Below are 26,680 nucleotides of genomic sequence, written 5' to 3' on the forward strand. Positions count from 1 at the left end.
CCTAGCCAGTCGCGAACTCAGGGTGCCAGTCGCGCAATTTTTGCGCTGCACCGGTAACGTCGGCGATAGCTGGAAACGCCCCCGTCTCCACCATCATCGCCCTTGCCAGCCGCACCGCACGGGCTTCGCTGACCGCCCGCCTCTGCGGATTCTCAATTAGCTCGAAGTCGATGTTGTGAGCGAGACCGAAGATGCGGCGGATTGTCTTTGCCGCGGCGAAGCCGACCGTGTCGGCGAACAGGCGCTGCATGTAGGCCTGCCGCTCGGCCTCCAGGCGGGCGGCCCCCTGCTCGCCGGCGAAGAGCGAGGCCGGATAGGCATCGCCGACTGCACCGCCGCGCCAGAGGTCGAGGAATTTGCGGGCGAACTCGTTCCAGACTTTTTCGACCGTCTCCAGCACCCAATCCTCGAACGCACGCCGCTCGCCCGGCGAGCGCTCATGCCCGGCGGAGGCGAAATAGGCCATCAGCAAATTGGCCAGCACGGCGCCGACGTCGAACCCCATCGGGCCGTAGAACGCGAATTCGGGGTCGATCACCCGCGTCTGGCCCTCCGTCACCATGATCGAGCCGGTGTGGAGGTCGCCGTGGAGCAGCGCCTCAGGGCTTGCCATGAACCTCAGCTTCAGCCGGGAGATGGCGACATGCAGCTCCATGTCATCGCGCAAGGCTGCGGCCAAGCCGTCGAGATATGGCGCGGTCCAGCGGTTCTGCTCGGCGATGCGATAGGGATCGGTGAAGATCAGATCCTCGGTGATCTTGCACAGCGCATGATTGCCGGCGAAGGCCGCAATGCCCTCCTTCTTGTCCGCGGCCGAGAGCGCGAGCTCGGAGGTGAAGAACAGCGTCCGCGCCATGAAGGTGGTGATGTCGTCGACGAAACGTGGATATTGCGTTGCGGCGACCAGCCCCTTGCGCATGATGATGTGGGGCTCCAGCAGCTCCATCACGGTCAGCGCCAGCGCTTCGTTGTGGTGCAGCAGCGCCGGCACGAGACCGGGAGCGAGTTCGGCCTGGCGCGACAGGGCGAGATGTTCGTAATGGGCCCGCGACAGCGGCAAGGGCCAGCTTTCGCCGACGAGGCGGACGTAAGGCAGCGCCTGCTTCACGGCGATCCCGCCCCGCGCGCCCTTCACGATGAAGACGAGGTTGAGATTGCCGTCGCCGACCTCGGTGATCGACCAAGAGGCTGGCTCGCCGCCCAGGACCGCCGCGAGGTCCGGCAGGCCTGCGAGATGATCCCGCAAGGCCGCCTCATGCAGAATCCGGTAGTCCCCCGCCCGCCGCTGCGTCATGACGATCCCATCCCATGCTTGTCATGGCCGGATCGTTACTCCCGCTCCAGGAAGCTCGAGCCGATCTCGGCCTTTCTTTTGATCGGATCGTAATCGCAATAGACGCTGTCCGCCACCAGCGTGTAGCTGGCGCTGACGTTGTATTTGTCGAGCTTGACCGAGTTCAGCCCGATGACCGAGGTGCTTTTGCCGCCGTTCCATTTGAACGGCGTCGAGCTCTGCGCCCGCTCGCAGGCCATGACCGCCTCGTTGAAGACGTAGCCCTCGACGAACGCCTTCAGGGTGCGGACCTGGACCGCCATCCTCCACTCGACATAGCCGATGGCGCCAAGCCCCGCGACGATCAGCACCAGAAGCGCAATGACGATCCTTTGAAAAGTCATTCGTGTCCCCCAACAGAACTCGGATCACCTCTCCCGTAGGGAGAGGTCGGATCGCATCGAAAGATGCGATCCGGGTGAGGGGTTTAGGTCTCACTGAGCGCCGCGGCCCCTCACCCGGATTGCTGCGCAATCCGACCTCTCCCCGTTGGGGAGAGGTGAGCCCGCACAGTCAACCCAACCTATTTCATCCTGCTCTAGAACGGCATTCCCATCAATTTCGACAATCGCTCGATCGACAAATATCCGGCGTGATACGCCGCCATGCCGATCGCAAACACGATGGCTGAGATGATCGTGGTCCAGATCAGCTTGCGCCCCATCCGCGCCAGGATCGGTGCACCCGGATCGGTGCCGGGCGCGCCGACGCCGTCCTCGTGCTGGCTGCGCACGCCGAATGGCAGCGTCAAAAACAGCGCAATCCACCAGATGACAAAGTAGATCGCGAGCGCGGTTGATATCTGGTAGGCCATGGGCCGGCCTTATGCCTGCTCGATCTCGACGAGCGCTCCGGAAAAGTCCTTCGGGTGCAGGAACAGCACCGGCTTGCCGTGGGCGCCGATCTTCGGCACGCCGTCGCCGAGCACCCGCGCGCCCTCCTTCACCAGCGTGTCGCGTGAGGTGATGATATCGACCACCTCGTAGCAGACGTGGTGGATGCCGCCGTCGGCATTGCGCTCGAGGAATTTTGCGATCGGGGAAGCCTCGCCATAGGGCTCGATGAACTCGATCTTGGTGTTGGGGAGCGTCACGAACACAGTGGTGACGCCATGTTCGGGCAGCGCGACGGCCTCCGAGATCTGGGCGCCGAAGGCGGCACCGTAGATTTTTGCGGCCTTGACGGCGTCCTTGGTCGCAATCGCGACATGGTTGAGCCGGCCCAGCATGTTTCTCTCCCCTAGAGCATGATCCGGAAAAGTGTGAAGCGGTTTTCCGAAGAGATCATGCTTTAAATTAGACTGTCAGCACATGTACCAGACAGGGGGGCTTTTTGCCCCAGTGTTCGTTGATCACCGCCCGTACCGCGCGCCGCACCGACTCAGCCAAAGCATCCGGATCGCGGCGGCGCGGCCTGGGCAGGCCTTCGATGGTGGAGACGACGGCGTCGAAGACGAGGTCGTCGAAGGGCTCGCCCGCTTTATTCTTCTCGGGGATGCCGACGAGATCAACCTCGGGATCGTCGGCGAGCTCGCCCTGCTCGGTCATGGCGATGGCGACGAAGGCGCAGCCGGAGAACGCCATCCGGCGCCGCTCGACCACGGCGCGCGACTTGGCGTCTTCGAGGATCGCGCCGTCCTTGTAGAGCCGCCCCGCCGGCACCTCGCCGACGATGCCGGGATCGCCGGGGCCGAGCTTCACCAGATCGCCGTTGCGGCAGACCAGCACGCGCGGCACGCCGGCGGCGCGCGCAAGCTTGGCGTGCTCGTGCAGGTGCAGGGCCTCGCCATGGACGGGGATCAGGAGCTGCGGCTTGGTCCAGGCGATCATGTCGCGCAGCTCGTCGCGGCGAGGATGGCCGGAGACATGGACCAGATGGTCGCGATCGGTGATGACTTCGACGCCTTGCAGGACCAGGTTGTTGATGATCGAGCCGACGGCCTTCTCGTTACCCGGGATGGTGCGCGAGGAGAAGATCACGCTGTCGCCACGGTTGAGCGTGATCTCGGGGTGGTCGTCATTGGCGATACGCGCCAGCGCGGCGCGCGGCTCGCCCTGGCTGCCGGTGCATAGCGCCAGCACCCTGTCGTGCGGGAGATGGCCGTAGACCTCGGGCGAGCGGAAATTCTGCACACCGTCGAGATAGCCAGTCTCGCGCGCGACCTGGACCACGCGGTCCATGGCACGCCCGACCACGACGACCTCGCGGTCTGCGACCTTCGCAGCATCAGCCACGGCCTTGATGCGGGCGACGTTGGAGGCAAAGGTCGTCACGGCGACACGGCCCTTGGCGGCCTTGACGAGCTCGATGATGGTCTTGGCGACCTCGGCTTCCGAGGGCGAGCGGCCGTCGCGCACCGCGTTGGTGGAATCGCCGATCAAAGCGAGCACGCCCTCCTCGCCGAGCTGGCGCAGCCGCCGCTCGTCCGTGGGACGGCCGATGATCGGGGTCGGGTCGATCTTCCAGTCGCCGGTGTGCAGCACCGTGCCGGCCTCGGTGTGGATCGCCAGCGCATGCGATTCCGGAATCGAGTGGGCGACCGGGATGAACTCGACATTGAACGGGCCGATGTCGACCCGGCCGCCGGACGGGATCACCGTCACCGGGATCTTCGGCGGATTGCGCTCGGCGGCGCATTTGGCCTCGAACAGCGCCGCGCTGAACTGCGTCGCATAGATCGGGCATTGCAGCTTCGGCCAGAGATCGATGATGGCGCCGAAATGGTCCTCATGGGCGTGGGTCAGGACCAGGCCCATCAGGTTCTTGCGCTCCTTCTCCAGGAAGCTGATGTCGGGCATGATCAGGTCGATGCCCGGCAGATGTTCCTCGTCACCGAAGGAGACGCCGAGATCGATCGCCAGCCAGGCGCGCTGGTGGCGGTTGCCGAGGCCGTAGATCGACAGGTTCATGCCGATCTCGCCGACGCCGCCGAGCGGCGCAAAGACCAGTTCGTCGGGCCTCGCCATCAACCAGCTCCCACGGAGGCGGCCACGCCGAAGAACACCTCGCCCGCGGCCACGGGCATGCGCCGGCCATCCGCGGTGCGGACGATCAGGCAGCCGGTGTCATCGATCGTGTCAAAAACGCCTTCGAGCGTCATCGTTCCGGTGTTGATCGCAACCTTCTCGCCGAGGCCGGCGGCGCGCGCCAGCCACAGCCTGCGGATCTCGGCAAAGCCGCGGCCCCTGTCCCAGATGCCTCGGAACTCCACCCAGGCATCCGACAGCGCCGCGAACAGCTCCTCCGCGCTGATCTGCACGCCGAGCGCGGCCAGCGACACCGCCGGTGTCGGTGTGCCCTCGGGCGCGGCGACGACGTTGGTGCCGATGCCGACCACGACGGCGAGGTTATTTCCGACGACCTCGGCTTCCAGCCCGATGCCGACGAGCTTCTTGCCGCCAACCAGGACGTCGTTCGGCCATTTCAGGGCGTATCGGGGCCGGTCGGGGCCGAGGCGCAGCGCGGCCTCGAGGCTGACCTTCTCCAGCGCGGCCTCCTCCGCCAGTCCGGCTGCGAAACCCAGGGTGGCCGCGACAGCGGGCGCGACGTCCATGACCTCGAGGATGCTGGCCGCCAGATTGCCCCGCGGCGCGATCCAGGCGCGCTGGCGCCGCCCGTGCCCCGCCGTCTGGTCCGATGTCACGAACCAGATCGGGCCACGCTCGCCGGCGCGAGCGCGTTCCAGCGCCTCGGTATTGGTCGAGCCGATCTGATCGAAGGCTGCGAGCCGGTAGCCCGCGGACGATGCGCGAGGACCGAGCGCGAAACCCATCCTAGAACAGCGACTTTGCCGCTGCGGAGGCCACGCTCACGACCGGGCCCGCGAACAGCGCAAACAGGATGTTGAAGACGCCGGCGACCGCCAGAACCGTCCTGACCTCGACGCGCACTGGATCGACCTGACCGGCCGGCTCGTCGAAATACATCGTCTTGACGATGGCGAGATAGTAGTAGGCGCCCACCACGCTGGTCAGCACGCCGATGACGGCGAGCGTGAACAGGTTGGCCTTGATCGCAGCGACGAAGACGTACCACTTGCCGAAGAAGCCGGCGAGCGGCGGAACGCCCGCGAGCGAGAACAGCAGCATCGCGAACAGGAAGGCGAGCAGCGGGTTGGTCCGCGACAGGCCGGCGAAATCGCTGATCTGCTCCACCGCCTGGCCGTTGCGCTTCATGGCGAGGATGACCGAGAACGCGCCGAGCGTCATCGTGACGTAGATCACGGCGTACATCAGCACGCCCTGCGCGCCTTCGACCGTACCCGAGGCAAGGCCGACCAGGGCAAAACCCATATGGCCAATCGAGGAATAGGCCATCAGGCGCTTGATGTTGCGCTGGCCGATCGCCGCGAACGAGCCGAGCGCCATCGAGGCGATCGCCACGAACACCAGGATCTGCTGCCACTGCGGCACGATGCCGGGGAACGCGGTCAGCGTCGCGCGAGTGAAGACGGCGAGTGCGGCAACCTTCGGCGCAGAAGCGAAGAAGGCGGTCACCGGCGTCGGGGCGCCCTCATACACGTCGGGCGTCCACATGTGGAACGGCACTACCGAGATCTTGAAGCAGAGCCCGGCAAGCAGGAAGACGAGGCCGAACACCAAGCCGATATTCGCAGTCGTCGCGGCGGTAGCGATACCGGTGAAACTGACCGTGCCGGTGAAGCCGTAGATCAGGGAGGCGCCGTACAGCAGCATGCCCGAGGACAGCGCGCCCAGCACGAAATACTTCAAGCCCGCTTCGTTCGACTTGGGATTGTCGCGGTTCGAGGCCGCCACGACATAGAGCGCGAGCGACATCAGTTCGAGGCCGAGATAGAGCGAGATCAGGTCGCCGGCCGAGATCAGCACCATCATGCCGAGCGTCGAGAGCAGCACAAGGATCGAATATTCGAAGATGCGCCGCGACGGGTCGGACAAGAATTCGGTCGACAGGACCAGTGTTACGGCCGAGCCGATCAGGGCCAGGATCTTCATGAAGCGCGCGAAGTCGTCGACGATAAAGCTGCCGCCGAAGGTCACCTGCTTGCCCGCGGGCTGCAGATATTCGAGCACGCCGACCACGATCAGGAGCAGAATCGCAAGCGAGTTGATCGCTCTGGTCGTCCCCTGCCCGCGATAGGCGCCCAGCATCAAAAGCGCCATGCTGCTGACCGCGAGCACGATCTCGGGCAGTGCCGGCGCCAGTTGATATCCTGCAGTCTCAAAGCTCATGGCGATATCCTGACCTGCCCGCTCACTGGAGCAGCGCGGCGGCCTTCACGGCCGTCACCGCGGTGTTGTAATTGTTGACGAGTTGCTGGACCGAGGCGGCCGACATGTCGAGCACCGGCTTCGGATAGACGCCGAACAGGATCGTCAGCGCGATCAACGGGAACAGCGTGATGCACTCGCGCACGGTCATGTCCTTGATCGTCATCAGCGTCGGCTTCACCAGTGCGCCAAACACGATCTTCCGATACAGCCAGAGCGCATAGCATGCCGACAGGATCACGCCGGTCGTGGCGACGAACGCGGTCGGGATCGAGACCTTGAAGGTGCCTAGCAGCGTCATGAACTCGCCGATGAAGCCACTGGTGCCGGGCAGACCGACATTGGCCATGGTGAAGACCATGAAGGTCATGGCGTAGAGCGGCATCCGGTTGACGAGGCCGCCATAGGCCGCGATCTCGCGGGTGTGCATGCGGTCGTAGACGATGCCGACGCAGAGGAACAGCGCACCGGAGACAATGCCGTGCGAGATCATCTGGAACACGCCGCCGGCGACGCCCTGCATGGTGCCGGCGAATATGCCCATGGTGACGAAGCCCATATGCGCCACCGATGAGTACGCGATCAGCTTCTTCATATCCTCCTGCATCATCGCCACCAGCGAGGTGTAGACGATGGCAATGACAGAGAGCGTGAAGATCAGCGGCGCGAAGTCATGCGAGGCCAGCGGGAACATCGGCAGCGAGAAGCGCAGGAAGCCGTAGCCGCCCAGCTTCAGGAGGATCGCGGCCAGAACCACCGAGCCCGCCGTCGGTGCCTCGACATGCGCGTCGGGCAGCCAGGTGTGCACCGGCCACATCGGCATCTTCACCGCGAAGGACGCGAAGAACGCGAGCCACGCCCAGGTCTGCAAAGACCGCGGCACGGCCGTGTGCATCAGGCTCGGGATGTCCGTGGTGTTGCCGTTCCAGTACAGCGCCATGATGGCGAGCAGCATCAGGACCGAGCCGAGGAACGTGTAGAGGAAGAACTTGAACGACGCATAGACCCGCCGTGGGCCGCCCCAGATGCCGATGATCAGGAACATCGGAATCAGACCGCCCTCGAAGAACAGATAGAACAGCACGAGGTCGAGCGCCGTGAAGGTGCCGATCAGCAGCGTCTCCATGATCAGGAACGCCATCATGTATTCGCGGACCCGGTTCTGAATCGCCTTCCAGCTCGCGATGATGCAGAACGGCATCAAGGCGGTGGTCAGGATCACGAAGGGCAGCGAAATGCCGTCCACGCCCATGTGGTAGGTGATGCCGGTAGCGAGCCAGTTCGCCTTCTCGACGAACTGGAAGTCCGCGGTGGACGGATCGAAGCGCGCCACCAGGATCAGCGACACCGCGAAGGTGATCAGCGTGGTCCACAGCGCGATCCAGCGCGAATTGCGCTGCGCGGCCTCGTCATCGCCGCGGTTGAGATAGACGATCAGCGCGCCGACCAGCGGCAGGAAGGTGGTGACCGAAAGGATGGGCCAGGTTGTCATTTACTGGCCTCCAAAGCCGAACATGAACCAGGTGATCAGGCCGGCGACGCCGATCAGCATGGCGAATGCATAGTGATAGAGATAGCCGGTCTGGATCTTCACAACGTTGCGGGTGACGTCCAGCACGCGCGCCGAGACGCCGTCGGGACCGAGACCGTCGATGATGAAGCCGTCGCCCTTCTTCCAGAGCTGGTAGCCGATCCACTTCGCCGGACGGACGAAGATGACCTCGTAGAGCTCGTCGAAATACCACTTGTTGAGCAGGAACTGGTACAGCATCGGCTGGGTCTTCGCGAGCTCGACCGGCAGATACGGCCGGCGGATGTAGAACAGGTACGACACCAGGAAACCCAGCACCATCATCACCGTCGGCAGGAAGGCGATGGTCTCGGGGATGTGGTGCATCTCCTCGATGATGTGCGGGTTCATCTTCACGGACTCGCGGAAGAATTCCTCGACGCCGTGCCCGGCGAACAGCTCCTTGAACGGGAAGCCGACAACGATCGAGCCGACCGCGAGCACACCGATCGGGATCAGCATCCAGATCGGGCTCTCATGCGCCGCCTCGTAGTGATGCTCGTCATGCGGCTCGCCGTGGAAGGTCTTGAACACCAGGCGCCAGGAGTAGAACGAGGTCAAGGCGGCCGCGACGACGGTCAACAGGTAGCCGTACACCGCGAACGGATTGTGCGAGGCGTAGGCGGACTCGATGATCGCGTCCTTGGAGAAGTAGCCTGCCGTGAGCGGGAAGCCGGTCAGCGCCAGCGTGCCGACCACCATCACCGCATAGGTGTAGGGGATCTTCTTCCACAGGCCGCCCATGTTGCGGATGTCCTGCTCGTGATGCATCGCGTAGATCACCGAGCCGGAGCCCAGGAACAGCAGCGCCTTGAAGAAGGCGTGGGTGAACAGGTGGAACATGCCGACCGAATAGGCCCCCGCCCCCATCGCCACGAACATGTAGCCGAGCTGCGAACAGGTCGAGTAGGCGACGATCCGCTTGATGTCGTTCTGGACGAGGCCGACGGTCGCGGCGAAGAACGCCGTGGTCGCACCGAAGAACATCACGACGGCCTGCGCGTTCGGCGCGAGCTCGAACAGCGGCGACAGGCGCGCCACCATGAAGACGCCGGCGGTGACCATGGTCGCGGCGTGGATCAGCGCCGAGACCGGGGTCGGGCCTTCCATCGCATCCGGCAACCAGGTGTGCAGCAGGAACTGCGCCGACTTGCCCATCGCGCCCATGAACAGCAACACGCAGGTCAGGGTCAGCGCGTCGGCGTGCCAGCCGAGGAAGTCGATGGTCTTGCCGGTCAGGCCGGGGGCGGCGTGGAAGATCGTCTCGAAATCGGTCGAGCCGACGAGCGCGAAGATCGCGAAGATGCCGAGCGCGAAGCCGAAATCGCCGACGCGGTTGACCACGAAGGCCTTGATCGCCGCCGCGTTCGCCGACGGCTTCTGGTACCAGAAGCCGATCAAGAGGTAGCTCGCCAGACCCACGCCCTCCCAGCCGAAGAACAGCTGCACGAGGTTGTCGGCCGTCACCAGCATCAGCATGGCGAAGGTGAACAGCGAGAGATAGCCGAAGAAGCGCGGCCGGTACGGATCCTCGTCCATGTAGCCGATGGAATAGAGGTGCACGAGCGAGGACACGGTGGTGACCACGACGAGCATCACGGCCGTGAGCGTGTCGACCCGCAGCGCCCAATAGACCTGGAGGTCGCCGGAGAAGATCCACGGCAGGATCTGGATCCGCGCGTCATGGTGCATGAAGCCGACGTCGACCAGCGTGAACCAGGACAGCACGGCCGACACGAACAAGAGCCCCGTGGTGATCAGCTCGGCCGCGCGCGAGCCTGCCGCCGGCGGCTCGGAGACGTGGTGGTCGTCGTGACCGTGATCGTCGTGACCATGGTCGTCATGGGCGGTCGCCGCATGGACGTCGCCATGACCATGATCATCGCCGTGATGCTCGACCGTCTCGCCGCTGGGGTTGCGGGCATGCGCGCCGACGAGCGAGATCAGGCCGGCGAGAATGGCGCCCAGCAACGGCAGAAAAACGATTGCCTGAACCATGACTGAGCTCAGCCCTTCATCAGATTGACGTCCTCAACCGCGATCGAGCCGCGGTTGCGGAAATAGACCACCAGGATGGCGAGACCGATCGCGGCTTCCGCAGCCGCGACGGTCAGCACCAGGAGCGCGAAGACCTGGCCGACGATGTCGCCGAGGAAGGTCGAGAACGCCACGAGGTTGATGTTGACCGAGAGCAGGATCAGCTCGATCGACATCAGGATGATGATGATGTTCTTGCGGTTCAGGAAGATGCCGAGGATGCCGAGCGTGAACAGCATCGCGCCGACGGCAAGATAATGTCCGAGCCCGATCGTCATTTCACCCACTCCGCCGCATCGGCATCCTGGAGCCCCTGCCCCGACGCCACCTTGCGCAGCGCCATCGCCATGTCGGGCGTACGCGCGTTCTGAACGTTGATGTCCTGCCGCTTGACGTTCGCCTTGTGGCGCAGCGTCAGCACGATGGCGCCGATCATCGCGACCAGCAGCACCATGCCGGCGAGCTGGAAGTAATGGATGTACCTCGTATAGAGCACGAGGCCGAGCGCCTCGGTGTTGCTGACATTGGTCGGGATCGCTGCCGTGATCGTCTTGGCGACGCCGGGGTTGATGACCCAGAAGCCAACGGTGAGCAGCAGTTCGAACAGGAAGATGCCGCCGATCACGAGGCCGACCGGCAGGTACTCGATGAAGCCCTCGCGCAGCTCGATGAAGTCGACGTCGAGCATCATGATCACGAACAGGAACAGCACCGCGACCGCGCCGACATAGACGACGATCAGCATCATGGCCAGGAACTCGGCGCCCATCAGCACGAAGAGGCCGGAGGCGTTGACGAAGGCCAGGATCAGGTACAGCACGGAGTGCACGGGATTGCGCGAGACAACCACCATCACCGCCGAGGCAACGCAGATGCCGGCGAACAGATAAAAGAACAGCGCGGGAAGGATCATGCCCTCACCTCACCGGTACGGCGCGTCGAGCTCGATCGCCTTGGCGATCTCGCGCTCCCAGCGGTCGCCATTGGCGAGCAGCTTGGCCTTGTCATAATAGAGCTCCTCGCGGGTCTCGGTCGCGAACTCGAAGTTCGGGCCCTCGACGATGGCGTCGACCGGGCAGGCCTCCTGGCAGAGGCCGCAATAGATGCACTTCACCATGTCGATGTCGTAGCGCACGGTGCGGCGGGTGCCGTCGTTGCGGCGCGGGCCGGCCTCGATGGTGATGGCCTGCGCGGGGCACACGGCCTCGCACAGCTTGCAGGCGATGCAGCGCTCTTCGCCATTGGGGTAGCGGCGCAGCGCATGCTCGCCGCGGAAGCGCGGCGAGATCGGGTTCTTCTCGAAGGGATAGTTGATGGTCGGCTTCGGCTGGAAGAAGTAGCGCATGGCGAGGAAGAACGCCGAGACGAATTCCGACAGCAGAAGCGAGCGTGCAGTGGCGTTGATGTTGATACCCATGACGGCCCTCACTTCGGCGCGATGCCGGCGAAATGCAGCACGCCGGCCACCACGACCACCATCACGAGCGACAGCGGCAGGAACACCTTCCAGCCGAGACGCATCAGTTGATCGTAGCGGTAGCGCGGCACGATTGCCTTTGCCATCGCGAACAGGAAGAACATGAAGAACAGCTTCAGCGAGAACCAGATGATCCCCGGCACCCAGTTGAAGGGCGGCAGGTCCACCGGCGGCAGCCAGCCTCCCAGGAACAGGATCGTTGCCAACGCACACATGGTGACGATGGCGACATACTCACCGAGCATGAACAACAGATACGGCGTCGAGCCGTATTCGACCATGAAGCCGGCCACGAGCTCGGACTCGGCCTCGACGAGGTCGAACGGCGGACGGTTGGTTTCCGCCAGCGCCGAGACGTAAAACACCACGAACATCGGGAACAGCGGCCACACGTACCAGTTCAGGATGGTCAGCTGCGGCAGCCCGATCAGGCTCGCAAGGCCGCGCGCATGCTGCGCCTCGACGACGGCCGAAAGGTTCAGCGTGCCCGCGCAGAGCAGCACCGTGATGATGACGAAGCCGATCGAGACCTCGTAGGACACCATCTGCGCCGCCGAGCGCAGCGCGGCCAGGAACGGGTACTTCGAGTTCGACGACCAGCCGGCCATGATGATGCCGTAGATCGACAGCGACGAGATCGCGAAGATGAAGAGGACGCCGACATTGATGTCGGAGATCACCCAGCCGAGATTGGTCGGGATCACCGCCCAGGCGGCGAGCGCCAGCACGCAGGAGACCAGCGGCGCGAGCAGGAAGACGCCCTTGTTGGCGCCGGCCGGAATGATCGGCTCCTTCAGCACGAACTTCAGGAGGTCGGCGAAGGACTGGAACAGGCCCCAGGGCCCGACCACGTTGGGACCGCGCCGGATCTGCACCGCCGCCCAGATCTTGCGGTCGGCGAGCAGGATGTAGGCGATCGCGACCAGGAGCACGACGAGCAGCAAGACGCTCTGCGCGACCATGATGATCAGCGGCCAGAGGAACCCGGTCCAGAATGCGCTTTCGAAGAATTCCATCAGATCACGCTCACTCCGCTGCGGTCAGCATCTGCCCGGAGGCAAGCCGCGAGCACTCCGCCATCACGGCGGATGCACGCGCGATTGGGTTGGTCAGGTAGAAGTCCTCGATCAGGGGCTTGAACGGCGCCTTCTCCGGCGTGCCGCCCTTGCCCGCGAGCTTCTTGATCTGGTCGGCCGAGCCCGCCTCGATCTGGTCGAGACGGATCAGATGCGGCACCGCCTTGAAGATCGCCTGGCGCAGGCCTGCGAGCGAGTCGTAGGCGAGCTTCTTGCCCAGCGCTTCCGACAGCGCGCGCACGATCGCCCAGTCCTCGCGGGCCTCGCCCGGCGGGAACGCGGCGCGGCCCGTCATCTGCACGCGCCCTTCCGTGTTGACGTAGATCGCGGACTTCTCGGTGTAGGCGGCCGCCGGCAGGATCACGTCGGCGCGATGCGCGCCGCGGTCACCATGGGTGCCGATATAGACGACGAAGGTGCCGTCCGGCGCCTTGATCTCGTCGGCGCCGAGCAGGAACAACAGATCCAGCGTGCCGAACGTGGTCATCTGCGCCGCGTTCAGCCCGCCGCTGCCGGCCGCAAAGCCGATGTCGAGCGCGCCGACGCGCGAGGCCGCCTCATGCAGCACGCCAAAGCCGTTCCAGCCGTCCTTCACCGCGCCGACATCGAGCGCCAGCTTAGCGGCAGCGGCGAGAATGGCCGCGCCGTCGTGACGCGCGGCCGCGCCGGCGCCAACCAGGATGATCGGGTGCTTGGCGTTCTTCAGCACGTCCATGAAGGAGTGCTTGCCGGCCGCGAGCTCGCCGAGCGTCTCGGTGCCCGCGCCGAGATGATCATAGTCGTAGGTGAGATCGGGCTTGGCGCCGATCACGCCGACCTTGAAGCCGCCCGCGCGCCAGCGCTTGCGGATGCGGGCGTTGAACACGGCCGCTTCCTTGCGCGGATTGGCGCCGATGATCAGCAGCGCATCGGCCTGCTCGACGCCCGCGAGCGTCGGGTTGAAGATGTAGGAGCCGCGGCCGAGCGTGGGATCGAAGGCGTCGCCGCCCTGCACCGCCAGATTGCTCGAGCCGTATTTGGCAAGCAGCTCCTTCAGCGCGAACATCTCTTCGACGCCGGCGAGGTCGCCCGCGATCGCGCCGATGCGTTTGCCGTCGGTGCGGGCCGCCTTGGCCGCGATCGCCGCAAAGGCCTCCGACCAGCTCGCCGCGCGCAGCTTGCCGGCTTCGCGGATGTAGGGCCGGTCGAGACGCTGGGTGCGCAGGCCGTCGACGACGTGGCGGGTCTTGTCCGAGATCCACTCCTCGTTCACGGCCTCGTTGATGCGCGGCAGCACGCGCATCACCTCGCGGCCGCGGGTGTCGACGCGGATTGCCGAGCCGACGCCATCCATCACGTCGATCGACTGGGTCTTGCCGAGCTCCCACGGCCTCGCCGCGAAGGCATAAGGCTTCGAGGTCAGCGCGCCGACCGGGCAGATGTCGACGAGATTGCCCTGCAATTCAGACGTCAGCGCGTGCTCGAGATAGGTCGTGATCTCCATGTCCTCGCCGCGGCCGGTCGCGCCCATCTCGGGGGCACCGGCGACTTCCGCCGAGAAGCGGACGCAGCGCGTGCACTGGATGCAGCGGTTCATCGAGGTCTTGACCAGCGCGCCGAGATACTTGTCCTCGACCGCCCGCTTGTTCTCGGCGAAGCGGCTGGTGTCGACACCGTAGCCCATCGCCTGGTCCTGGAGGTCGCACTCGCCGCCCTGGTCGCAGATCGGGCAGTCCAGCGGATGGTTGATCAGCAGGAACTCCATCACGCCTTCGCGCGCCTTTTTCACCATCGGCGAACGCGTGGATATCTCCGGCGGCTCGCCCTTGGGGCCGGGACGGCAGTCGCGCACGCCCCAGGCGCAGCTTGCGACCGGCTTCGGGCCACCCTTCACTTCGACGAGGCACATCCGGCAGTTGCCGGCGATCGACAGCCGCTCGTGATAGCAGAAGCGCGGAATCTCGGCGCCCGCCGCCTCGCACGCCTGGAGCAGCGTGTACTCCGGCGGGACATCGATCTCTTTGCCGTCGATGATGAGCTTTGTCATTCTTCTTACTCCGCCGCGACCATGTTCACGGGATCGCGGACGCCGGCATCGTCGATGTCGGCCTTGTGCGAATACTGGTCGATGCGCGCTTCGATCTCATGACGGAAATGCGCGATCAGGCCCTGGATCGGCCAGGCGGCTGCGTCGCCCAGCGCGCAGATGGTGTGGCCTTCGACCTGCTTGGTGACTTCCAGCAGCATGTCGATCTCGCGCTTGTGGGCGCGGCCCTCGGCCATGCGGGTCAAGACACGCCACATCCAGCCCGTGCCCTCGCGGCACGGCGTGCACTGGCCGCAGCTCTCGTGCTTGTAGAAATAGGAGATGCGGGCAATCGCACGGATCAGGTCAGTCGACTTGTCCATCACGATCACGGCCGCGGTGCCGAGGCCCGAGCGCAGCTTGCTCAAGCTGTCGAAATCCATCGGCGTGTCGATGATCTGCTCCGCCGGCACCATGCGTACCGACGAGCCGCCGGGAATCACGGCTTTCAGGTTGTCCCAGCCGCCGCGGATGCCGCCGCAATGCTTCTCGATCAGCTCACGGAACGGAATGCCCATGGCCTCTTCGACGTTGCAGGGCCGCTCGACATGCCCGGAGATGCAGAAGAGCTTGGTGCCGACGTTGTTGGGCCGGCCGATGCCGGCGAACCAGGCCGCACCACGCCGCAGGATGTCGGGCGCAACCGCGATCGACTCGACGTTGTTGACGGTGGTCGGGCAGCCGAACAGGCCGACGTTGGCCGGGAACGGCGGCTTCAGCCGCGGTTGGCCTTTCTTGCCTTCGAGGCTTTCGAGCAGCGCGGTCTCTTCGCCGCAGATATAGGCGCCGGCGCCGTGCGCGACATAGAGGTCGAACGGCCAGCCGTTGACGTTGTCCTTGCCGATCAGCTTGGCCTCATAGGCCTGGTCGATCGCCGCCTGGAGGCGTTCGCGCTCGCGGATGAATTCGCCGCGGACGTAGATGTAGCAGGTGTGGGCGTTCATCGCGAAGCTCGCGAGCAGACAGCCCTCGACCAGGAGATGCGGATCATGCCGCATGATCTCGCGGTCCTTGCAGGTGCCGGGCTCGGACTCGTCGGCGTTGACGACGAGATAGCTCGGCCGGCCGTCGGTCGATTCCTTCGGCATGAACGACCATTTCAGGCCGGTCGGGAAGCCCGCCCCGCCGCGGCCGCGCAGGCCGGAAGCCTTCATCTCGTTGATGATCCAGTCGCGGCCCTTGTCGATGATGGCCTTGGTGCCATCCCAGGCGCCGCGGCGCCGCGCGCCCTCGAGCCCCCAATCGTGGAGGCCGTAGAGGTTCTTGAAGATGCGATCCTTGTCCTCGAGCATTTCAGTGCTTTCCGATCAACGGTTGGCTTGCTTGTAGGCAAGCCCGGCGGCGCAGACGGCGAAGGTCAGCGCCCAGAGCAGACTGGATTCCAGCGACGCGCTTAGCGCAAAGCGCTGGAGCAGGAACATGAAAGCGGCCGCAACGCCGCCGTGCATGGCAATGAAGCCCCATTTCTTCACGGCCTCGCTCCCTCCCCTTGCCGGCTTCGAGAGAACACGCATCAGGTGGTCTCCTTCAGCGTGGTCGGCCCGGTGATGGGCGCGGAGAACTGGCGGCCGTTCTGCGGGCCGGGCTTGGGCGGATTGCCGGAGGCAAAGCCGTCGAGCACCTTGCCGAAGCTGTCCTTGGTCAGGTCCTCATAGGTGTCCTTGCCGATCAGCACCATCGGCGCGTTCACGCAGGCGCCGAGGCACTCAACCTCCTCCCAGCTGAAATTGCCGTCCTTGGAGAGATGGAAGGGCTCGTGATGGATCCGCTTCTCGCAGACGTGGATCAGATCCTCGGCGCCGCGCAGCCGGCACGGCGTGGTGCCGCAGACCTGGACATGGGCCTTCTTGCCGACGGGGGCAAGCTGGAACATCGTGTAGAAAGTCGCGACCTCGAGCACGCGGATATAGGGCATGTCGAGCATGTCGGCGATGACGCGGATCGCGGCTTCCGACACCCAGCCCTCGTTCTGCTCCTGCGCGCGCCAGAGGATCGCGATGACAGCGGAGGCCTGGCGTCCGGCCGGATACTTCGCGATCTGCTGCTTTGCGAACGCGAGATTCTCCTCCGTGAACGCGAAGCTCGCGGGCTGGACTTCCTTGGGCGCTAATCGGCGGACGGACATCTCTTCAATCTCTCACTGCATGCGGCGCGCGGTCTTCGCATTCAGGGCATCGATCCTGTCCTGCCAGAATGCGCTTGCGGTGCCGAAAACGTTGTAGCCGACGTGGGTCGAGACCTTGATGCGGTCGAGGATCGACAGCTCGGTCACGGTCTCCAGCCGGTTGCTGCGCGGATCGAACACGATCAGCTTCAGCGGGGTCTCTTCGAGGATGTAGCGCGACACCGCGTGCGAACGGTCGCTGCCGTGCTCCTCGCACATGATGACGCTGTCGGCCTGGAGCAGCCGGGCGCCGCTCCTGATCGCCTCGATCTCGACGCCCTCGACGTCGAGCTTGATCAGATATTTGCCGCTGGCTGCGACCTTGCCGTCGTCGATGAGGTTGTCGAGGGCGATGACCGGCACCTCCTCGCCGCCTCCCGCGTGGTCGCTCGCGATGCTGAATTTCTCGTGCTTGGTGCCGGACAGCCGCGCCGTGCCGCGCGAGGCGCCGATCGCCACCCGCATGCACTCGAAGCGATGTCCGTTCACCGCCGCGTTGTTGGAGAGTTTTGCGAAATTGTCCGAGGACGGCTCGATCGCGATCGCCTTGTGGGCACCGAACGGCGCGCTGGAGACCAACACCGACCAGTAGCCGTAGTTGGCACCGCAATCGATCAGCGTGTAGTCGACGTCGGCAGCGTCGACGAACAGCAGCTCCAGCTCGTCCTCGTAATTGTACGAGCGGTTGAGCAGCTTGCTCCAGTAGCCGTCGCCATAGGGAAATTCGAACACCGCGTCCTGGTTGAGCTTGATCGCGATGTTGCGCTCGGGCAGCGCCTTGCGCAGCAGATTGGCACAGGCGATGTAACCCATGTGCGAGAAATGCGACGAGATCTTCGATCCCGTCACCAGCGCCAGCGCAGCCGTCCGCTCCCACAGGTTGGCCCCTTCAAGGGCCCCTGAGACGCGGTCAAACTGGATTGGCGCCTGCGCCATCACCGATCGACCTCTCCGAACACGATGTCGAGCGAGCCGAGGATCGCCGAGACGTCGGCGAGCAGATGGCCCTTGCAGATGTGATCCATCGCCTGGAGATGGGCAAAGCCCGGCGCGCGGATCTTGCACTTGTAGGGCTTGTTGCTGCCGTCGGACACGAGATAGACGCCGAACTCGCCCTTCGGCGCCTCGACCGCGGCATAGACTTCGCCGGCCGGCACGTGGACACCCTCGGTATAGAGCTTGAAGTGATGGATCAGCGCTTCCATCGAGCGCTTCATCTCGCCGCGGCGCGGCGGGAACACCTTGTTGTCGGCGACCGCGACCGGGCCCTGCCCGTCAGCCGCCTTCAGCTTCTGGATGCACTGCTTCATGATGCGCACGGACTGGCGCATCTCTTCCATGCGGATCAGGTAGCGGTCGTAGCAGTCGCCGTTCTTGCCGATCGGAATGTCGAACTCCATCTCGGCGTAGCACTCATAAGGCTGCGACTTGCGCAGGTCCCAGGCCGCGCCGGAGCCGCGCACCATCACGCCCGAAAAACCCCACTCCCAGGCTTCCTTCAGCGGCACCACGCCGATGTCGACGTTGCGCTGCTTGAAGATGCGGTTGGCGGTGAGCAGACGATCGAGGTCGTCGACCACTTTCAGGAACGGATCGCACCAGGCCTCGATGTCGTCGATCAGCTTCGGCGGCAGGTCCTGATGCACACCGCCGACGCGGAAGAAGGCTGCATGCATACGGCTGCCCGAGGCGCGCTCGTAGAACACCATCAGCTTCTCGCGCTCTTCAAAACCCCACAGCGGCGGGGTGAGCGCGCCGACGTCCATCGCCTGCGTGGTGACGTTGAGGAGGTGCGACAGGATACGGCCGATCTCACAATAGAGCACGCGGATCAACTGGCCGCGGCGCGGCACCTCGATGCCGAGCAGCTTCTCGGCGGCGAGGCAGAAAGCGTGCTCCTGGTTCATCGGCGCGACGTAGTCGAGCCGGTCGAAGTAAGGAATCGCCTGGAGATAGGTCTTCTGCTCGATCAGCTTCTCGGTGCCGCGATGCAGTAGGCCGATATGCGGATCGACGCGGGCGACGATTTCACCGTCGAGCTCCAGCACCAGGCGCAACACGCCGTGTGCCGCCGGATGCTGCGGCCCGAAATTGATGGTGAAATTTCGGAGGTTTTCAGGTTGCTCGTTCATGGTCAGACCTTCGGCCCCGCCTTCTCGTCACCGGGAAGCGGATAGTCCGCCCCTTCCCACGGCGAGAGGAAATCGAACTTGCGGAATTCCTGGTTGAGGCGCACCGGCTCGTACACCACCCGCTTCTCCTGGTCGTCGTAGCGGACCTCGACGAAGCCGGTGAGCGGAAAGTCCTTGCGCAGCGGATGCCCCTCGAAACCGTAGTCGGTGAGGATGCGGCGCATGTCGGGATGGCCGACGAAGAACACGCCGTAGAGGTCGTAGGCCTCGCGCTCGAACCAGTCGGCGCCCGGGAACACGTCGATCAGCGACGGCACTTGCGTGGTCTCGTCGGCCTGAGCCTTGAGCCGGATGCGCGTGTTCAGGGTCGGCGACATCAGATGATAGACGACATCAAAACGCTTCTCGCGCTCCGGGTAATCGACCGCTGTCACGTCGGTGAAGTTGACGAAGCGGCAATTCGGATCGTCGCGGAGGTACTTGACCACCTCGACGATCTTGCTGGCCTCGACATCAACCGTAAGCTGATTGAAGGCCACCGTGTGACCGGTGGCGGCGCCCGGAAGCGCGCTAACGATCGTTTGCCCAAGGGCGTCGAGCTTGCCGTCGTCCATGACGTGAAACCTTAGCGTTCGATGGTGCCGGTGCGCCGGATCTTCTTCTGAAGCAGCAGCACGCCGTAGAGCAGCGCTTCCGCCGTGGGCGGGCAGCCCGGCACATAGATGTCGATCGGCACGATGCGGTCGCAGCCGCGCACGACCGAGTACGAATAGTGGTAGTAGCCGCCGCCGTTGGCGCAGGAGCCCATCGAGATGACGTAGCGCGGCTCGGGCATCTGGTCGTAGACCTTGCGCAGCGCCGGCGCCATCTTGTTGGTGAGCGTGCCCGCCACGATCATCACGTCGGACTGGCGCGGCGAGGCACGCGGCGCGAAGCCGAAGCGCTCGACGTCGTAGCGCGGCATCGAGACCTGCATCATCTCGACCGCGCAGCAGGCGAGACCGAAGGTCATCCACATCAGCGAGCCGGTGCGCGCCCAGGTGATGAGGTCGTCGGCCGCCGCGACGAAGAAGCCCTTGTCGGACAGCTCGTGATTGACCTCGAGGAAGAACGGATCATTGGCACCGACCGGCTTGCCGGTCGATGGATCCAGAATGCCCTTCGCGGCCGGCGCTACCACCGGACCCAAGGACTGCGTGGGAGGGTTCAATCCCATTCGAGTGCCCCTTTCTTCCATTCATAGGCAAACCCCACCGTGAGCACGGCGAGGAACACCACCATGGACCAGAAGCCGGTCGCACCAAGCTTGCCGAACGCCACCGCCCACGGGAACAGGAACGCCACCTCGAGGTCGAAGATGATGAAGAGGATGGCGACCAGGTAGAAGCGGACGTCGAACTTCATCCGCGCGTCGTCGAAGGCGTTGAAACCGCACTCATACGCCGACAGTTTTTCCGGGTCCGGCTGCTGGAACGCCACGATGAAGGGCGCGATCAGCAGCACGAGGCCGATGAGGCCCGCTACCCCTATAAAGACGACGAGTGGAAGATAGTTCTGCAGAATGCCGCTCATGGCGAGCCCTTTTTCCCACGGCCTCGGGGGAGCCACGGATTCGTCCCGGTTTGGAATTATTCTGAGCCTTAGCGCAGTGCACCAATGGGCGCAAGACACGCTATTTTTAGGCCCTTTACCGCCCCCGGGAACAGTGGAAATCCCGGAATCGCCCCGCGCTGGTATGGAGCAGATCGTCCGCCCCAGCAAGGGCGGTCAGGGTTCGGCAGAGCGGCAGGCAGTGCACAGGTCCGGGCGGTTATCGGCCGTGCGTCGTCTGCCCGAAATGCTCGGCTTTTTTGGCGCGGGGGCGCACCCAAACCCCGACGGTGACCAGCACGGGGGCTCCCACCGTGACCCACGAGATATATGTGCCGACATCGCCCCACAACAGGGCCGCCAACAGACCGATCGACGTCGCCACTGCGATCAGAATCGGCGCGCCGAAGACCTGTATCCACGGGCACGAACCAGCAGACGAGCCATGCATCATGACGGGACCGGGGTTCGTTTCGCGAATGCGTTGACCCGAGCGGCTCCCCGCCTCCGCCGCCGCGCCAGCCAGAGATAGAGACCGCTGCCGATCACAATGATCGTCAGCACGTCGAGCGCGGCCCAGATCACCTTCAGCGGCATCCCGCCGTAGTCGCCGAAATGCAGCGGCTGCGAGATCAGCAGTGCCTGGAGGTACATCGGCAGCGCCCGACTGTCGGCCACCTCTCCCGTTTCGCCGTCCAGCAGCACCGGTTTCAGCAGCCGCGACGTCAGCGGCGTATCCCCGCGCATGAAGGCCGCGAAATGGTGCGAGGAGGTGAAGGGCGTACCCGGAAAGGCGATGAAGGCGATCTCCATGCCGGAAGCGGCCTGCCGTGCGCGCGCGACGACGACATCGAGCGAGGCGAGATGGGTGGGCGGAGGCTTGCCGGCATAGGGCGCGACCATGCTGGCGAGCTCGGTCGCCTTCCACTGGTTCAGCATCAGCTCGGCCCAGGTGTTGACGACGCCGGTCAGCCCCACCACCAGCGCCCAGGCCACCGTCACGACCCCGATCAGATTGTGCCAGTCGAGCCACACGACGCGACGGGAGGCGCTGTCGCGGATGGTGGCAAAGCGCAGGCGGCGCGTGAACGGCCAGTACAGCACCACACCGGAGATGATGGCGACGGCGAACAACAGGCCCATCGCGCCGAGGAAGAGCTTTCCGGCCTGGCCGGCGAACATGTCCGTGTGCAGCTTGAGCACGATCAGCATGGGGCCGACGCCGACCGGCCCGAGCAACTTCGATGATACCGCATCGAAGGCGCGCACGGTGGCGTTGTCAGGAGCCCCGTCGGGGGCGCTGTTGGTGAACGCCATCACGATCCCGGGCTCGTCCTTGTCCCAGGAGACATATTGCAGCACCCGGCCCCGATCAGCGGCGAGCGCGGCGTCGGCCACGCGTTGGGGCGTCGCATGGGCCGCGCTCGCGTGAGCTTCTGGCTGGGGGGCATAGCCCAGGAGCTCATCGATCTCGTGATGGAAGATCAGCGGCAGGCCAGTCAGGCAGAGCAAGAGCAGGAACAGCGTCGAGATCAGACTGGTCCAAATGTGGACCACCGACCAGAGCCTGACCGTACGCGCCTTCATGACGCTGTGCCCTCGCCTGTCGTCACCACTTGTAAGAGACGCTGGCGGTAACGCGCCGGCGATCGCCGTAGAAGCAGGACGAGGCCGACGAGCAGCTCGCGACATAGACCTTGTCGGTCAAGTTGATCACGTTGAGTGCCGTGCGCCAGTTCTGCCATTCGTAGTGGAGCGCGAGATCGCCGAGCACCACCGCGGGAACCTCAAGCGTGTTGGCCGCGTCGGCCCAGGAGGAGCCGACATAGCGCACGCCGCCGCCGAAGCCAAATCCCGCAAGCGGCCCGTCCTTGAAGGTGTAATCGGCCCAACCCGACGCCAGGAGCTGGGGCGTGTTGGTCGGCGTCTTTCCGACCATGGTCGGATCGAGGTCCTTGCTGGTGAAGAGATGATAGGAGGTGAAGGCGCCGATCAGCTTCAGCTCACGCGTGACGTTGGCCACCGCTTCGAGCTCGATGCCGCGCGAGGTCAACTCGCCGCTCTGGTTTTGCAGTACCGGAACAATGCCCGGCGCAGTCGTCGGCACATTCTGACGCTTCAGGTCGAAGGCCGAGACCGTGAAATAGCCGTCGAATCCCCCCGGTTGTACCTTCAAGCCGACCTCTGCCTGCTGACCGGTCTCCGGCACGAACAACTGGTTCGACGCGTTGAGGCCGATGATCGGATTAAAGCTCGTCGCATAAGAGATGTACGGCGCGATGCCATTGTCGAAATTGTAGATCAGCCCGGCGCGCCCGCTGAACTGGCTGTCATTCTGGCTGGCGACCGTGGCACCGGTGTCACGGGCGGCCTGCGTCGTCTCGACCCAATCATTGCGCCCGCTCAGCACCAGCGTGAAGTTGCCGAGCTTCATCTGATCCTGGAGATAGGTGCCGGCCTGCTTCTGCGTGATCAGGAAGTTGCGGAACGGCGGGCCCGTGAATGGAATGTCGGGCAGACCATAGACGGGATTGAAGACGTTGATCGAGGGAACGGTACCGATCTGAAACGCCTGATAGTCGTCGATCTGATAGCCTTTCAGGTCCACTCCGAACAGCATCGTATGTTTCACAGGGCCGGTGTCGAAGCGATACTCCAACTGGTTGTCGAGATTGGCCTGATTGGCGGTGTCCTTCGCATACCAATTGTAGCGAGCGAGATTGGCCGTATTGATGTCGGACCAACCGTTGCCGACATAGCCGCGATAGGTCACGTCGACATGGGCAAAGCGCGCATTCTGCCGGAAGGTCAGGTCGTCGGTGAGATTGCGCTCGAACAGGTAGCCGAGCATCTCCTGCTCGCGCGTGAACTTGTCGACGTTGGGATCGCCGACGAAGAAGCTGGTCGGGATCTTGCCGAACGGCGCGTTCGTCACCGTGCCCTGATAGGGCAGGAAGTTGATGCCGCGGGTGTCCTGTTTCGAGGCCGAGGCCAGCACCGTGAACGTCGTGTCGGCATCCGGCTTCCAGGTCACCGACGGCGCGATGAAGTAATTGTTGTCAGGCGTGAAGTTGACCTGCGTGGGGCCGTTCTGCACCTGGCCGACCACGCGGTAGAACAGCTTGCCGTCCTGGGGCTGCGTCGCGACCGGCCCGCCGACATCGAAGCCGACATAGGCGTTGCCGAAATTGTTGACGCCGGTCTCGATATAGCGGATCGGCTCGGCCGGCGGCATCTTGCTGATGACGTTGACGATGCCGCTCGGGCTCGATCCGCCATAGAGCACCGCCGACGGACCGCGCAATACCTCGACGCGCTCCATGTTGGGCGTCTGGAGCTTCCAGCTTGCATAGGACGTGTAGAACAGCTGCATGCCGTCGAGGAACAGCCCGACGTCGTCTGACTTGAAGCCGCGGATCAGCCACCAGTCGTTGCGCGTGTCCGCGCCGAAGGTTCCGGCGCGCACGCCGGCGGTATAGCGCAGGGCCTCGTCGAGCTTGTTCGGCTTCTGGTCGCGGATCTGCTCGGCGCCGATGACCGAGACCGCCTGCGGCGTCTCCATGATCGGCGTGCTGGTCTTGGTGCCGGACGAGCTCCGGTTGGCGACGTAGCCATGCACCGGACCGCGCGCGGTCTCGACGAATCCGACACTACGCGGCGGCTCCGGCTTTGGGTTGCTGACAGTCTGCGCGGAACGCTGCGCGCGGCGCGGCGCCGCGGTTGTCGCGCGCCGGCGCGCTTCCGGCGCCGCAACCGTCACCGGCGGCAGGTTCTGCGCGCCGGTCTGCGTGGAAGTTTGCGCGAATGATGCCTGCGGCACCAGGACCCAAGCGGACGCGGTCGCCAACACGGCTGACCGCAGCATACGAAGACTGTTCAACGCGCCACCCCAAACTGCGTAGTTCATTCCTCATGCCGTCAGTCCCATGACGACATGCGTTGTGGTGACGCTTTATGTGAGTGAGCGGGATATCCCTAATTGAAAGGTTCTTAGAGAGAGTCTTAGACCCGCTCCAATATTTCCGGATATTGCTGCGAGGATCAGCGCGGAACTTTCTCGGCTTCGAGCATCTCGGCCGCGATCGTCGTGAGCTCATCGATCTGTCGCAGCAGCGTCTGCAACTCGTCTTCGCTCAGATGTTCCAGCAGGCGCCGATTGCGCTCCTGCGCACCGGCGACGATCACATCATGCGCGGCAAGCCCCGCCTTGGTCAGCGAGACCAGCACCTCGCGGCTGTCTTTGGGATTGGCCGTCTTCGCGATCAGCTTGCGTGACACGAGGCCCGCGAGCGCACGGCTGATCTGCCCCTTGTCCTGGCCCACGGCTTCGGCGAGCCGCGCCACACTCAGGGGCGGCCCGCGGCCGAGCGAGGCGACGAGACCGAACTCGACCGAGGACAATCCGGTGAGGCGCTTGTAGCGCAGGATGGCGCCGCGCTTGAGCAGATTGGCGAGCACCATCAGCCGCGACGACAGCATCACGGTGATCGGTGCCGGCGGCTCGCCTTCGTCCGCTTCGGGCGTCGACCCGCCCCTGCTCGGTATCTGGCTCATGGCCCACCTCTGCCAAGAAAGCCGCGGCCTGCCAAGTCTGGGCGGGTCAAGTCCGGGCGGCGGCATCCACCGGCGTCCTCCAAATGCAACTAAGAGGCGTCTTGAATATCGTTGACATTGTCATCGATCTACCCTTGACTGGGGTCAACACATCAAAGCGACCGCGGCCACGAAGGCCTGCGGCGGGAGAAACAGCATGACCATCACCCAGCGGGATCGCGATCTCGGCACGGCCTATGCGATGAAGCCGGCGCACACGCGCACTGAGCTGACCTCGGTCGTGCGCGGCACGCCGATGGGCGAGCTGCTCCGCCGCTACTGGCACCCGGTCGGGCTCGCCGGTGACGCCACCGACACGCCGAAGAAAGTTCGCGCGCTGGGCGAGGATCTCGTCCTGTTCCGCGACAAGCACGGCCGCGTCGGCCTGCTCCACGCCCGCTGCTGCCACCGCGGCACCACGCTCTACTATGGCAAGGTCGAGGAAGACGGCATCCGCTGCTGCTATCACGGCTGGAAGTTCGGCACGGAAGGCCACTGCCTCGAGCAGCCCTGCGAGCCCGACGGCGGCCAGTTCAAGGACAAGGTGCGCCAGCCCTGGTACCCGGTCGAAGAGCGCTACGGGCTGATCTTCGCCTATATGGGCCCGGCCGCGAAACGCCCGGTGCTGCCGGCTTACGAGTGCCTGGAGAATATGGACGATGGCGAACTCGTCGAGGCCGATGATTCCTCGATCGGCGGCGGCGGCCCCGCGATCATCCCCTGCAACTGGCTGCAGCATTTCGAGAACGTGGTCGATCCCTACCACGTGCCGGTGCTGCACGGCTCGTTCAGCGGCCCGCAATTCACCAACATGATGGCTTCGATGCCGGAGGTGAAGTTCGAGAAATCCCCGCGCGGTGTCCTCGTGCGTTCGGAACGCAAGCAGGACGACGGCAAGGTATTTTACCGCGTCAGCGAGGCAGCGCTGCCGACGCTGCGCGTGGTGCCGAACCCCCGCGTCGCGCAATTCGCCCGCGTCGAGTCGATCGGCTGGGTTCTTCCGATCGACGATACCTCCTTCCGCATCTACGTCGCCGGCCGCGTCAAGAATCCCGGCGACATCAGCCGCATGCGCTCGAAGTTCAACGGCAAGTTCTGGTGGGACATGACGGAGGCCGAGCACCAGCAATTCCCGGGCGACTATGAGGCCCAGGTCGGCCAGGGCCCCGTGACCGTCCACTCCGAGGAGCATTTTGGCCAAAGCGACCGCGGCATCCTGATGATCCGGCGCATGCTGAGCGACCAGCTAGACGCGCTTGCGGCAGGCCGCGATCCGATCGGCGTCTCCTTCGAGCCAAGCGCGCCGCCGGTCGAGTTCGAAGCGGGGAATTACATCCGCGAAGGCTGAGCAGCCAGCTCCAACAAGAGCTGGACCGACGACAACAACAAAGACA

26 protein-coding genes are annotated in these 26,680 nt (G+C 64.6%); 1 reads left to right on the forward strand and 25 read right to left on the reverse strand.

The annotated features are described in order from the left end of the window. Position 1: 1 nt before the first annotated feature. From mtnK to AYJ54_RS44540, 25 genes are all read right to left on the reverse strand, one after another. On the reverse strand, positions 2-1,294 hold the full coding sequence (gene mtnK, locus AYJ54_RS44415; protein ID WP_063708801.1) for an S-methyl-5-thioribose kinase: 1,293 nt from the start codon (positions 1,292-1,294) through the stop codon (positions 2-4). Positions 1,295-1,329: 35 nt separating this feature from the next. Continuing rightward, positions 1,330-1,677, reverse strand: a complete 348-nt coding sequence (locus tag AYJ54_RS44420; protein WP_063708802.1) for a hypothetical protein — start codon at positions 1,675-1,677, stop codon at positions 1,330-1,332. A gap of 194 nt (positions 1,678-1,871) precedes the next feature. Beyond that, the gene (locus AYJ54_RS44425; RefSeq protein WP_063708803.1) at positions 1,872-2,147 is read right to left on the reverse strand and encodes a DUF1467 family protein; all 276 of its coding nucleotides are present in this window, start codon (positions 2,145-2,147) and stop codon (positions 1,872-1,874) included. A gap of 9 nt (positions 2,148-2,156) precedes the next feature. Continuing rightward, positions 2,157-2,561 carry a methylmalonyl-CoA epimerase gene (gene mce, locus AYJ54_RS44430; protein WP_063708804.1) on the reverse strand — a complete coding sequence of 135 codons (405 nt, stop codon included), beginning with the start codon at positions 2,559-2,561 and terminating at the stop codon, positions 2,157-2,159. A 67-nt stretch (positions 2,562-2,628) separates the two neighbouring features. Next, positions 2,629-4,299, reverse strand: coding sequence for a ribonuclease J (locus AYJ54_RS44435; RefSeq protein WP_063708805.1), 1,671 nt, complete (start codon positions 4,297-4,299; stop codon positions 2,629-2,631). Beyond that, entirely contained in the window at positions 4,299-5,105 is an 807-nt protein-coding gene (locus AYJ54_RS44440) for a biotin--[acetyl-CoA-carboxylase] ligase (protein ID WP_063708806.1), read from the reverse strand. The genes AYJ54_RS44435 and AYJ54_RS44440 overlap by 1 nt, the downstream gene beginning before the upstream one ends. Position 5,106: 1 nt before the next feature. Continuing rightward, a complete protein-coding gene (gene nuoN / locus AYJ54_RS44445) occupies positions 5,107-6,543 on the reverse strand; it encodes an NADH-quinone oxidoreductase subunit NuoN (RefSeq protein ID WP_063708807.1) in 1,437 nt (478 codons plus the stop codon). 22 nt (positions 6,544-6,565) lie between these two features. Then, the gene (locus AYJ54_RS44450; RefSeq protein WP_063708808.1) at positions 6,566-8,074 is read right to left on the reverse strand and encodes an NADH-quinone oxidoreductase subunit M; all 1,509 of its coding nucleotides are present in this window, start codon (positions 8,072-8,074) and stop codon (positions 6,566-6,568) included. Then, positions 8,075-10,150, reverse strand: coding sequence for an NADH-quinone oxidoreductase subunit L (nuoL, locus tag AYJ54_RS44455; protein ID WP_063708809.1), 2,076 nt, complete (start codon positions 10,148-10,150; stop codon positions 8,075-8,077). An 8-nt stretch (positions 10,151-10,158) separates the two neighbouring features. Next, positions 10,159-10,467, reverse strand: a complete 309-nt coding sequence (gene nuoK / locus AYJ54_RS44460) for an NADH-quinone oxidoreductase subunit NuoK (protein ID WP_063708810.1) — start codon at positions 10,465-10,467, stop codon at positions 10,159-10,161. Continuing rightward, a complete protein-coding gene (locus tag AYJ54_RS44465) occupies positions 10,464-11,102 on the reverse strand; it encodes an NADH-quinone oxidoreductase subunit J (protein WP_063708811.1) in 639 nt (212 codons plus the stop codon). The genes nuoK and AYJ54_RS44465 overlap by 4 nt, the downstream gene beginning before the upstream one ends. A 9-nt stretch (positions 11,103-11,111) precedes the next feature. After that, positions 11,112-11,600: an NADH-quinone oxidoreductase subunit NuoI gene (gene nuoI / locus AYJ54_RS44470; protein ID WP_063708963.1), complete on the reverse strand. Its 489-nt coding sequence runs from the start codon at positions 11,598-11,600 to the stop codon at positions 11,112-11,114. A gap of 14 nt (positions 11,601-11,614) precedes the next feature. Beyond that, positions 11,615-12,682, reverse strand: coding sequence for an NADH-quinone oxidoreductase subunit NuoH (gene nuoH, locus AYJ54_RS44475; protein WP_136624358.1), 1,068 nt, complete (start codon positions 12,680-12,682; stop codon positions 11,615-11,617). A gap of 10 nt (positions 12,683-12,692) precedes the next feature. Beyond that, complete coding sequence (nuoG, locus tag AYJ54_RS44480; RefSeq protein WP_063708813.1) at positions 12,693-14,768, reverse strand: NADH-quinone oxidoreductase subunit NuoG; 2,076 nt, start codon at positions 14,766-14,768, stop codon at positions 12,693-12,695. Positions 14,769-14,773: 5 nt separating this feature from the next. Then, positions 14,774-16,099, reverse strand: a complete 1,326-nt coding sequence (gene nuoF / locus AYJ54_RS44485; RefSeq protein WP_063708814.1) for an NADH-quinone oxidoreductase subunit NuoF — start codon at positions 16,097-16,099, stop codon at positions 14,774-14,776. Positions 16,100-16,114: 15 nt separating this feature from the next. Continuing rightward, positions 16,115-16,321: a hypothetical protein gene (locus AYJ54_RS44490; RefSeq protein ID WP_063708815.1), complete on the reverse strand. Its 207-nt coding sequence runs from the start codon at positions 16,319-16,321 to the stop codon at positions 16,115-16,117. Further along, positions 16,321-16,932, reverse strand: coding sequence for an NADH-quinone oxidoreductase subunit NuoE (nuoE, locus tag AYJ54_RS44495; protein ID WP_063708816.1), 612 nt, complete (start codon positions 16,930-16,932; stop codon positions 16,321-16,323). Before nuoE ends, AYJ54_RS44490 begins: the two co-directional genes overlap by 1 nt. A gap of 12 nt (positions 16,933-16,944) precedes the next feature. Further along, positions 16,945-17,907 (reverse strand): FkbM family methyltransferase, encoded by a 963-nt coding sequence (locus tag AYJ54_RS44500; RefSeq protein ID WP_063708817.1) that lies wholly within the window; start codon positions 17,905-17,907, stop codon positions 16,945-16,947. Then, a complete protein-coding gene (locus tag AYJ54_RS44505; RefSeq protein WP_063708818.1) occupies positions 17,907-19,103 on the reverse strand; it encodes an NADH-quinone oxidoreductase subunit D in 1,197 nt (398 codons plus the stop codon). Before AYJ54_RS44505 ends, AYJ54_RS44500 begins: the two co-directional genes overlap by 1 nt. A gap of 2 nt (positions 19,104-19,105) precedes the next feature. Next, positions 19,106-19,717, reverse strand: coding sequence for an NADH-quinone oxidoreductase subunit C (locus AYJ54_RS44510; RefSeq protein ID WP_063708819.1), 612 nt, complete (start codon positions 19,715-19,717; stop codon positions 19,106-19,108). 11 nt (positions 19,718-19,728) lie between these two features. Continuing rightward, positions 19,729-20,319: a NuoB/complex I 20 kDa subunit family protein gene (locus AYJ54_RS44515; protein ID WP_063708820.1), complete on the reverse strand. Its 591-nt coding sequence runs from the start codon at positions 20,317-20,319 to the stop codon at positions 19,729-19,731. Next, positions 20,310-20,675: an NADH-quinone oxidoreductase subunit A gene (locus AYJ54_RS44520; protein WP_008136158.1), complete on the reverse strand. Its 366-nt coding sequence runs from the start codon at positions 20,673-20,675 to the stop codon at positions 20,310-20,312. The genes AYJ54_RS44515 and AYJ54_RS44520 overlap by 10 nt, the downstream gene beginning before the upstream one ends. 468 nt (positions 20,676-21,143) lie before the next feature. After that, entirely contained in the window at positions 21,144-22,280 is a 1,137-nt protein-coding gene (locus AYJ54_RS44530) for a PepSY-associated TM helix domain-containing protein (protein WP_063708822.1), read from the reverse strand. A 22-nt stretch (positions 22,281-22,302) separates the two neighbouring features. Continuing rightward, positions 22,303-24,558, reverse strand: a complete 2,256-nt coding sequence (locus tag AYJ54_RS44535; RefSeq protein ID WP_063708823.1) for a TonB-dependent siderophore receptor — start codon at positions 24,556-24,558, stop codon at positions 22,303-22,305. Positions 24,559-24,734: 176 nt separating this feature from the next. Beyond that, a complete protein-coding gene (locus tag AYJ54_RS44540; RefSeq protein ID WP_063708824.1) occupies positions 24,735-25,247 on the reverse strand; it encodes a MarR family winged helix-turn-helix transcriptional regulator in 513 nt (170 codons plus the stop codon). Between the two features lie 196 nt (positions 25,248-25,443). On the opposite strand from AYJ54_RS44540, the gene AYJ54_RS44545 reads away from it, so the two are divergent. Then, positions 25,444-26,634, forward strand: coding sequence for an aromatic ring-hydroxylating dioxygenase subunit alpha (locus tag AYJ54_RS44545; protein ID WP_063708825.1), 1,191 nt, complete (start codon positions 25,444-25,446; stop codon positions 26,632-26,634). Positions 26,635-26,680 lie beyond the last annotated feature (46 nt).

The organism is Bradyrhizobium centrolobii, assembly GCF_001641635.1.
Lineage (GTDB): Bacteria > Pseudomonadota > Alphaproteobacteria > Rhizobiales > Xanthobacteraceae > Bradyrhizobium > Bradyrhizobium centrolobii.